The organism is Ensifer sp. 22521 (assembly GCF_052044795.1).
Taxonomy (GTDB): Bacteria; Pseudomonadota; Alphaproteobacteria; order Rhizobiales; family Rhizobiaceae; genus Ensifer.
The window spans coordinates 1-8,754 of the sequence record NZ_JBQENM010000060.1 but is presented as its reverse complement, the minus strand read 5'-3'; the positions used below and the strand labels follow the sequence as shown (position 1 = coordinate 8,754).

7 protein-coding genes and 1 pseudogene are annotated in these 8,754 nt (G+C 59.5%); 5 read left to right on the top strand and 3 right to left on the bottom strand.

Annotation, left to right across the window (positions count from 1 at the left end; genetic code table 11):
* Positions 1-969, top strand: a pseudogene (locus ACTJKE_RS36330) (IS110 family transposase); the annotation flags it as partial.
* A gap of 482 nt (positions 970-1,451) precedes the next feature.
* Here the strand turns inward: ACTJKE_RS36330 and ACTJKE_RS36325 are convergent.
* Positions 1,452-2,408 (bottom strand): LysR substrate-binding domain-containing protein, encoded by a 957-nt coding sequence (locus ACTJKE_RS36325; protein WP_280938125.1) that lies wholly within the window; start codon positions 2,406-2,408, stop codon positions 1,452-1,454.
* Positions 2,409-2,495: 87 nt separating this feature from the next.
* Between ACTJKE_RS36325 and ACTJKE_RS36320 the strand changes: the two genes are divergently transcribed.
* The 3 genes from ACTJKE_RS36320 to ACTJKE_RS36310 are packed head-to-tail and all read left to right on the top strand — an operon-like array spanning position 2,496 to position 4,963.
* Positions 2,496-2,975: a RidA family protein gene (locus ACTJKE_RS36320; RefSeq protein ID WP_057251578.1), complete on the top strand. Its 480-nt coding sequence runs from the start codon at positions 2,496-2,498 to the stop codon at positions 2,973-2,975.
* Positions 2,969-4,165: an aminotransferase class V-fold PLP-dependent enzyme gene (locus tag ACTJKE_RS36315; protein ID WP_245296236.1), complete on the top strand. Its 1,197-nt coding sequence runs from the start codon at positions 2,969-2,971 to the stop codon at positions 4,163-4,165. Before ACTJKE_RS36320 ends, ACTJKE_RS36315 begins: the two co-directional genes overlap by 7 nt.
* A gap of 15 nt (positions 4,166-4,180) precedes the next feature.
* Positions 4,181-4,963, top strand: coding sequence for an SDR family oxidoreductase (locus ACTJKE_RS36310; RefSeq protein WP_057251577.1), 783 nt, complete (start codon positions 4,181-4,183; stop codon positions 4,961-4,963).
* Between the two features lie 705 nt (positions 4,964-5,668).
* Here the strand turns inward: ACTJKE_RS36310 and ACTJKE_RS36305 are convergent.
* On the bottom strand, positions 5,669-6,763 hold the full coding sequence (locus tag ACTJKE_RS36305) for a nucleotidyltransferase family protein (protein WP_058328971.1): 1,095 nt from the start codon (positions 6,761-6,763) through the stop codon (positions 5,669-5,671).
* An 853-nt stretch (positions 6,764-7,616) separates the two neighbouring features.
* Here ACTJKE_RS36305 and ACTJKE_RS36300 point away from each other — a divergent pair.
* Positions 7,617-7,778, top strand: a complete 162-nt coding sequence (locus ACTJKE_RS36300; RefSeq protein WP_440693879.1) for a hypothetical protein — start codon at positions 7,617-7,619, stop codon at positions 7,776-7,778.
* Between the two features lie 63 nt (positions 7,779-7,841).
* Here ACTJKE_RS36300 and ACTJKE_RS36295 read toward each other — a convergent pair whose 3' ends face one another.
* Positions 7,842-8,675 (bottom strand): IS5 family transposase, encoded by an 834-nt coding sequence (locus tag ACTJKE_RS36295; protein ID WP_058326576.1) that lies wholly within the window; start codon positions 8,673-8,675, stop codon positions 7,842-7,844.
* Positions 8,676-8,754: the final 79 nt, after the last annotated feature.

Below are 8,754 nucleotides of genomic sequence, written 5' to 3'. Positions count from 1 at the left end.
GTGGTGGATGCGGATGGCCGGATCATCCGGGAAGCGAAGATCCTCAGCGAACCCGATGCGCTGATCGCCTGGTTCGGCGCGCACGGCGTGGCGATGGGGCGCATTGGACTGGAGGCCGGCCCCCTGTCGCAGTGGCTCCATGCCGGGATGGTAGCTGATCGAGACGCGCCACGTGCGTGCAGCCTTCAAGACGATGCCGGTGAAGACCGACAAGAAGGACGCCCGGGGCATTGCGCAGTTGATGCGGCTTGGCTGGTTCAGACCGGTCCACTGCAAATCTCTGGCCGCCCAGGAGGTGCGTGCACTGCTGACCGCCCGCAAGCTCATTCAGGGTAAGCTTCACGACATCGAGATGAGCATCCGGGGCATCCTGCGCGGCTTCGGCCTCAAGGTCGGGCCGACGACACGGCGCACTTTCGCGGGACGTATCCGCGTGCTGATTGCAGGTCATTCGACCTTGGAAGCGATCGCTATGGCACTGCTGAAGGTGCGCGACGCGCTTGTGCATGAATTTGCAGGGTTTGAGCGCAAGCTGCATGCCATCGCCCGCCAGGATGACAACGCACAGCGGCTGATGACGACGCCAGGCGTTGGCGTCCTGGTGGCGCTGACGTTTGTGGCGGCCGTCGATGCGCCGGAGCGATTCCGCTCCTTCCGCGCGGTCGGGCCGCACTTCGGATTGGCGCCGAAGAAATATCAATCGGGCGGGACCGATCATAGCGGTCGCATCTCGAAGATCGGCGACATGGGGGTGTGCGCACCGCGCTCTTCGAGGCGGCCAACGTCATCCTGACGCGACCGGTCAAAGGCTCCGATCTGAGGGGCTGGGCACTGGCGGTCGCAAGACGTGCCGGCCCCAGAAAGGCGCGCGTGGCGCTGGCCCGCAAGCTAGCGGTGGTGTTGCATCGCATGCTCAGGGACAGAACCAACTTCGCTCCTCATAAGGGAGCGCCAGCCCTGGCGGCTTGATCGGAGGAGACGACAAGACAGGCTTTCGGACGGGCACAGCCATCAGCCCTCCGCAGCAAGGTCCCTTCGCCGGGACGATGGATGGGTTAGGCCGCTATGCGATCAGCAGCACTGCGTGACTGCGCCTCTAAAAGATTGGCCAACCGGTCCTCAGCAGACCCCATAGAGCAGCGGCAAAGCTCCGACTGCGGACAGAAGCAAGCACTCGGAGAGGGATTGAGCGCACAAGGGATTGACGAAGCGCCCGTTACAGAAGATCGCATAATGTATCGACTGGAAGGTGCCTCACTGGGGTAGGGCCGGCTATGCTGCTCTATCGGGGAACAACTCCAGTTCGCCATGAAGCGCTACTTCCTCTGTCTTGAGGTTAAAGCCGGCCTGCATGTTCATCCAAAATTCGGGCATTGTGCAGAAATACTTGGTGGGGTGCGCCAAGAGGTATCCGCCGGCAGATCTTACCGCTGGGACGGCGATTGCATCGATCAAAAAATGGTGCCGGACGTTCTCTGCGCCGATGGGGTCATTTCGTTTTTCAACCAGCCGACAAGAGCGTCTATCGCTGGAAGTTTCCTCGAGAGCGGGTCGAAGGCTGCCCAGTACGCTGCTTTCTGTGAGCTCAAGGAAGCTGACAAGGGCCTGACCAGCCGCCCCGTCCGAATATGCTCCCGAACAAGAAGGCCTCGCCCCATGGCGACACCCTGACCATCAAGAGCAGCTTGCAATACAATGTTGTAGTCGGTCAGGCGGGTCTGTTTGGCCTTCTCAAGTGGAAATCCGGCTGCCTCCGACCACAGCTGCCATTCGAGGCCGCTCTTGGCCTGCAGTATCTCATGGTTGAGAAGGTCCAGGGGGGATTGAAACTGGGAGCCGTCTCCGTACAGCCCCGGGCTCAACACCGGAGACAAATCTTCGTTTGCGAGGTGCACACAGGACTGCTTGCTCGCGCCAAAATCGCCAAATCGAATCGCGATATCCGCTTCTCCGCGCCCTACATCGACAATTCGCAGGGTCGGATCCAATTCGAGTTCGATCGCTGGATGGCTCTTGAGGAAACCGCCAAGTCTGTTGACCAGCCAGTTCGCGGCGAAAGAGGGGAGCAGGCTCACACGCAACCTGGTCTGCCCGGATCGCGAGCGCACCCTCGCGGTGCCCTCCGACAGCACAGTGAAGGCCTCGTCGACGGTGGCAAGAAACATCGTGCCTGCCTCGGTCAGCTCTATGCTCTTACTCTTGCGACGAAAGAGTGGAGTACCCAGAGCACTCTCGAGCTGCTTGATGTGGTGGCTCACCGCGCTTTGCGTAATTAGCAGTTCCTCGCCCGCCAATCGAAAGCTCCCTCGATTTGCTACCACCTGGAAGACCCTGGTCGCGGAAAGGGGTGGGAGGAATGGGGAACTGCGCAACGTGCCGATGCCTCGCGGATGAATGACGGCTGACATTAACGAATTCGATCGCAGGGCGCAAAGCTTTGAATTGGCGGGCTCCTCGGATTTCTTTCATGAAGCAAGAAAGAAAAGGAGAAAGCGATGACGATTTCCATCCGTGAAAAACTGGCTACGCTTGGCCTAGAACTGCCCGCACCGACTACTCCGGCTGCGAACTACATTTCGGTGGTCCACACGGGCAACCTCTTGTTCATTTCCGGTCAGATCAGCAAGGCGCCGGATGGTGAGATCATTGCAGGCACCCTGGGTGCGGTCATATCTCACGAGCAGGGGGTGCAAGCGGCGCGTATCGCAGCCCTCAACCTTCTCGGACAGATCGCTGCCAATACAGACGGCTCGCTTTCGTCTGTCCGTCGCATCGTGAAGCTTGGCGTATTCGTCGCGGCAACGAGCGAGTTCAAGGATCAGTCGAAGGTTGCAAACGGTGCCTCCGACCTGATGGTTGCGGTGTTCGGCGAAGCCGGGCAGCACACGAGGGCCGCCATTGGTGTCAGTTCGCTTCCCTCGGGGGCAGCCGTCGAGATCGATGCGGTTGTGGAACTGGAGGAGACCAGGTGCTGACCGACGCAAAAATCGACAGCCTGCGCAACGACACACCCGGCTGCGCCGAGCGGAGGCACTTCAATCACGCCGGAGCTTCGCTCCCACCGAGGCGGGTCACCGAAGCAATTGTCGGACACTTAATGCTGGAATCGACGCGAGGTCCGATGGAAGCTGCCGCACTGGTTGCGGACGAGCTCGCGATGCTTCGTACCAACGCTGCCAAGTTCATCGGCGCCGACGAAGGCGAGGTTGCGTTCGGTGGATCGGGGTCTGCCCTTTGGGGGAGCGTGTTTGCCGCGTTGCCACAGCTGAGGTCGGGCGAGCGCATTCTAATTGGCCGACAGGAATGGGGCGGTAATGTCGCATCGATGCAGCGTGCGGCAAGCCATGCCGGGGCAAGTATCGAGACCATTCCCTGCAGGGAAGACGGCAGTGTCGATCCGAACGCTCTTTCCGCAATGATCGACGACAAGGTGCGCATGATCTCGCTTACATGGCTTCCTGCCAACGGGGGACTGATAAACGACGCCGAAGCCATCGGGCGGGTGGCCAACGCGGCTGGCATCCCATACTTCGTCGATGCCGGGCAGGCACTTGGTCAGCTCCCTATCGATGTGTCGAGGATAGGTTGCGATGTTCTCAAGGCGGCCGGCAGGAAATACGTTAGAGGGCCGCGCGGAACGGCTCTTTTGTACGTTCGCTCTAAGTTCATTGAGAAGCTCAATCCCCGTTTCGTCGATGTGAGCTCCGGCCCTCTGGTGAATGGAAAGGTCGAGTTGAGGAAAGACGCCCGTCTATTCGAAACATCCGAAGCGCCTATATCACTGCTCCTGGGGCTCGGCGAAGCGATCGCGCTGGCTTCAGAGTTGGGTGTCGAGGCGATCCAAGTCCGCATCGCCCTCCTGGCAACCCAGCTTCGGGAAGGGTTGAAGCGCATTCCGGCGGTTGAGGTGCGCGATCTCGGGGAGAAACAGTCGGGCCTTGTTTCTTTCACCGTGGAGGGAATTTCGGCATCGGTTGTGAGAAGCAAGCTAGCCGAGAAGAGTATCTCAATCGGGGCAAACGGCATACCCTACACGCCCTTCGACATGACCGCGCGCGGACTACAGGAAATAGCCCGAGCCTCGGTCAGTTACTTCAATACCGCGGGGGAGGTCGATGGCCTCGTCTATGCGGTTGAACAAATCGCAAAAGATGCAAACCAATAGAAGGACGGAACTGCGATGGATTTGGGAATAAGGGGCAAGCGTGCGATCGTCTGCGCGAGTTCAAAAGGGCTGGGCAGAGGCGTGGCGCAGAAGCTTGCGGAGGCGGGCGCGATCGTTACCCTGAACGGTCGTAGCCGGGACACGCTGGAGGCCACCGCGAGGGAGCTTCGCGAATTGGCAAACGCCGAAGTCTATGCCGTGGTCGCCGACGTAACGACCGTAGAAGGACGGCAAGAGCTTCTCGAAGCGGAACCGAAAGCCGACATCCTCGTCACCAATGCAGGGGGACCGCCGCCTGGGCTATGGTCTGATTGGGAGACGAATGAATGGTTGAACGCACTGAACGCCAACATGCTGACCCCAATCTTGCTGATGAAAGCGGTTCTGCCCGGCATGATCGGTAGGAGCTGGGGGCGCGTCGTCAACATCACCTCCGCATCAGTAAAGTCACCGATCCCGGAGTTGGGCCTGTCCAACGCATCGCGCAGCGGACTGACCGGTTTCGTGGCAGGGACGGCGAGGCAAGTCGCGAAACATGGCGTAACGATCAACAACCTCCTACCAGGGTCGCATGAGACGGATCGTGTAGCCGTGCTTCTCCAGCGAAGGGCAGAAATGAAGGGCATCTCAATCGACCAGGCGCGGCAGGAGGCGCATGCGGAGAATCCGACCGGGCGCTTCGGCACGATTGAGGAGTTCGGCGCTACCGCGGCATTTCTTTGCAGCCAGTACGCAGGCTACATTGTCGGCCAGAATATCCTGCTCGACGGTGGCGCTTTCAGGTCGACGCTTGCTTGAGTTCCAACGTCTCGCGGCATGCGGCCCATTTGGCTAACTGCAATTCATGCTCGCAGACAGACGACATAATGGATGGAACCCGAACGGGAACGACACTCACTTAGAGGTCGTTCCCGTTCGGCGTCCAGATGGACTTTCCTTGTGTAGCATCACCTGTCCGGTGACAGGCTTAGGTCACACGCTGGAGTCATGCGGCAATAACTGAGCGACCGCACCGATATCTGTGCGGCTGCGAGAGATTTCAAGACTAGAGCCGGTGCAGACGAGGATAGCGTTCTGTGCTTCGAAAGTTGCGTAATGTATCGACTGGAATGCTGTTCTTCGGGACCGGGGTTCAGTCACACGCCATGCCCACACGCTACTCGAATAGTCCTCATCAAAAACTCGGCGTTTTCGAGGACCTGGCGAATTTCGCCACCCCTGCGGGTGAACCTACCACCGCCCCGACGTGCTGCGCGCTCGCTGGCGGAACGCATTGTAGCCGCCCGGCTGGGCGCTCAGCCTCGACGGTCTGAGCAGCCTCTGCGGCCAGATAGTGTCTACGACGGGCACAGGCATTGTTGCCCACGGTGGCTACAAGGAAGGCTGACAAACGCACGCCGGGGAGGCTGTTCGTGTCGACGTGAGACCAGAGGCCGTTGCTGGCGATCCGCGACGCCGACGGCCGTTGTCGGCGCGTAGGAGCGGCTTGCGTGGCCGGGGAAGTCATTTGGGACGATCATCAGCTCTCAACTTTTCCAAGTCAGGCATCTTCGATCCGAGCGCCTTACCAAGCGCCTTCACACCTTTGGCTGATAGCCTCAAGAGGCCGTTGCAAAGGCCTTCCTTCCAAGAATCTCCCCGATCCCACGCCTCTTCCCAAGCATCGACTAACTCGTATTCGTGGCGCGTCTCTACTAGGGCTTCGAATAGTAGGGAGGCCTGCACCAGGTCTTTGTCCGATTTCACGCGTCCTAGCGTGTCAGTGAGCCTTCTCGAGGCAACGATAAGCTTATGGACGGCATACCGCTCGGGAGCGGGGACCAGGACGTTCACGCCTTCGCGGAAGAGAAGCACCGTGCGGACAGGTTCGTAGATCAGGAAGTCCAGGAACCGGAGGTTTTCTGCCGAAGCGCCGCCGAGGGCGGGCATGGGAGACGGCTTGCCCGTGTATTCGTCCGATCCTCGGTTTCCAGTCAGGAACTCCACTCGGTAGCCCCTACCGTTCTGGAAGGCGACCACCTTGGCTTTGTCCGCTTGGTGCGGCACGGCCCGGAAATCGGGATCGACCGACTGGAGGATATCTAGAATGGGCGGAAGGCTGTCCTGCACCCCGGCCGAGATCGCGAAGTCTTGCGCGAAATCCGCGTCGCCTGTCTGCATGGCAGACGAGGGCAGTCGGACGCCAAGCATCCCCGCATAGGTGCTGAATGCCACCGACCCAATCAGCACCGCACGTAGCCGGAACAAGCCGGCGTCGGCAAGCGCCTTCGTGATATCGCCCGCGAAGGTGTCGGGACCGGGGAGACCGGCACGACGTAGCGTGCTCACCATGCGCCTCCGCTCCCGGAGATCGTCCTTGATCTGCTTGTGCGCCTTCACCCGTGCCGTGATCTCTTCGTCGCTTTCTGGACCGACATAGCTTCGCTTGTATTTGCCCTCGCCATCTGGGAGGTCGAAATACCAGTAATTGCGGTCTTTGACGGTCACGGTCACGAACCATCCTTCCATGGGGAAGTCTGCCAAAAACTGACCGTCGAGCGTCCGTTGCGTCAGCTCCGCGAACATCGTCCGATAGCTGATGTCGATCTCTCTCATCATTGGCATTTCGTCCTTTTGAAAGCGCCGACAAGCGCAGCGATCTGCCTGACGCGCGCTTCCCTTTGACCAAAGTCGTGGTCGCTCATCTTGGTCGCCGTTATAATTTTCTGCCAAGAACTTATAACGTTGTGAGCACACTGTCAATGTTATAAGTTTCTGCCAAAGTATTATAACCGCGCGCCGTCGGGGACCCCCGACGATGGATCAGCTCGGCAGCGCCTTGCGCACATTGGCGGGAATGCTAAACACGCGCGAGGAGGAGCTCTATTCCACGGAATGAATGGCACCGAATAGGGGCCGTACTGATCATCGCTTCTGGGTGTGCTGGGCAGGGTAGTGACGCTCGAGGTGATAATGGTGGGCCCGGCAGGACTCGAACCTGCAACCAACCCATCCTGGAATTCATTCCGATCGGCGTGTGACAATACCGGTCGCTCCCGCTGCGCCCGTTCCCGGTGGAGCGTTCGGCGCGGCCAAAATCGGTGTTGCCGACCAAAGGGGCCGACAGGCCAGGTACACGTTCGTCCCCGCGGCAATCTGGATCACGACGCTTCACTCATCCGCGGTCACTAGCTGGGCCGCTATATGCCGTTCGATCATTTCCTCCAGAATCGATCTTTGAGATTTTCCGTATCCGTCATCGCCGGCGATTCCTTCACGCGTCCGCACTTCAGTTCCCTCACAATTGATGGCAGGGGAGGCATTTTCTCCTGCCTATCCGGCGAGGACCGGGAGAGAGAGGGCCAGTTGAAAACCGGAGGGGGGATTGCCCACCCAAAGGACGGGCTGGATGGAGCGAAGCGGATCCGGCCGTGCTGCTCCGCTGAGCGTACGGTAGAGGTACGCCCAGTCGATGGGTATTCTCAAATATGGAGAGTTGAGCAACGACGTGGTCGAACCGACGGAAAAGCTGGACGTAGCAGCAGTGCCTGATCAGGAGCGCGGTTTCAGAGTGCGTCTTCTCGAAGAACGCGACACAGAATCGGTGCGTGTATCATTAAGCGGCACCACTTAACGACCGTGTTCCCTGATCATCTCAGCGTGCAACACCGGCATTAGAGGCTGACTCAAAAAGACCTCAGCAATATCTGTATCTTGCGAGCCGCCGCGTGAGGATGCGGATGTGGGCGATTGTGATCCATGCCTCGGCGGAGGCGATCGTTTTCTCCCAATCTTTGGCCAGTCTACGGCAACGACCGAGCCAGGCGAAGGTCCGTTCCACCACCCAGCGACGCGGCAGCACGGTGAAGCCCTTGCCCTTGTCGGAACGCTTGACGATTTCCATCGTCCACTGGCCGAACTTCGCCAATCTCCCCTTCAGCTTGTCGCCCGCATAGCCGCCATCGGCGAAGACATGTCGGAGCCAGGGCCAGCGGTGGCGGATTGATTTCAGGAGGCCGGATGCCCCATCACGGTCCTGAATGTCCGCGCCATGCACCACCAGGCCGACCATCAGCCCCAGCGTGTCGACAATGATGTGGCGCTTGCGCCCCTTGATCTTCTTGCCGGCGTCATAGCCCGAAATCCCGCCGCTTTCCGTGGTTTTCACGCTCTGGCTGTCGATCACGCCAGCAGACGGCGAGGCTTGCCGACCTTCCAACTCGCGCGTCTCCATCACAAGACGATGGTTGATCCCGCTCCATAAACCCGTCGCCCGCCATTCGTAGAAATAGGCCTGAACTGTCGTAAACGGCGGAAAGTCCTTTGGCAGCATTCGCCACTGACAACCCGTCGAAGCAATATAAAGCAGCGCATTCACGACCTCGCGAAGATCGGTACGACGTGGCCTGCCCAAACGCCTTGGCCCAGGTAGATAAGGCGAGATCAATCCCCATTCCCGGTCCGTCAGATCACTTGCATAACGACTCGCGCGTCGGGCATATTGCCGACGGGTGAAATCAGTCCAACCCATTGTGGTCTCCGTTCGTCCTAAGCAAACAAACAGAATCACAAATGACTGATTTCACTCAACTCTTTTTCGGTCAGGCTCT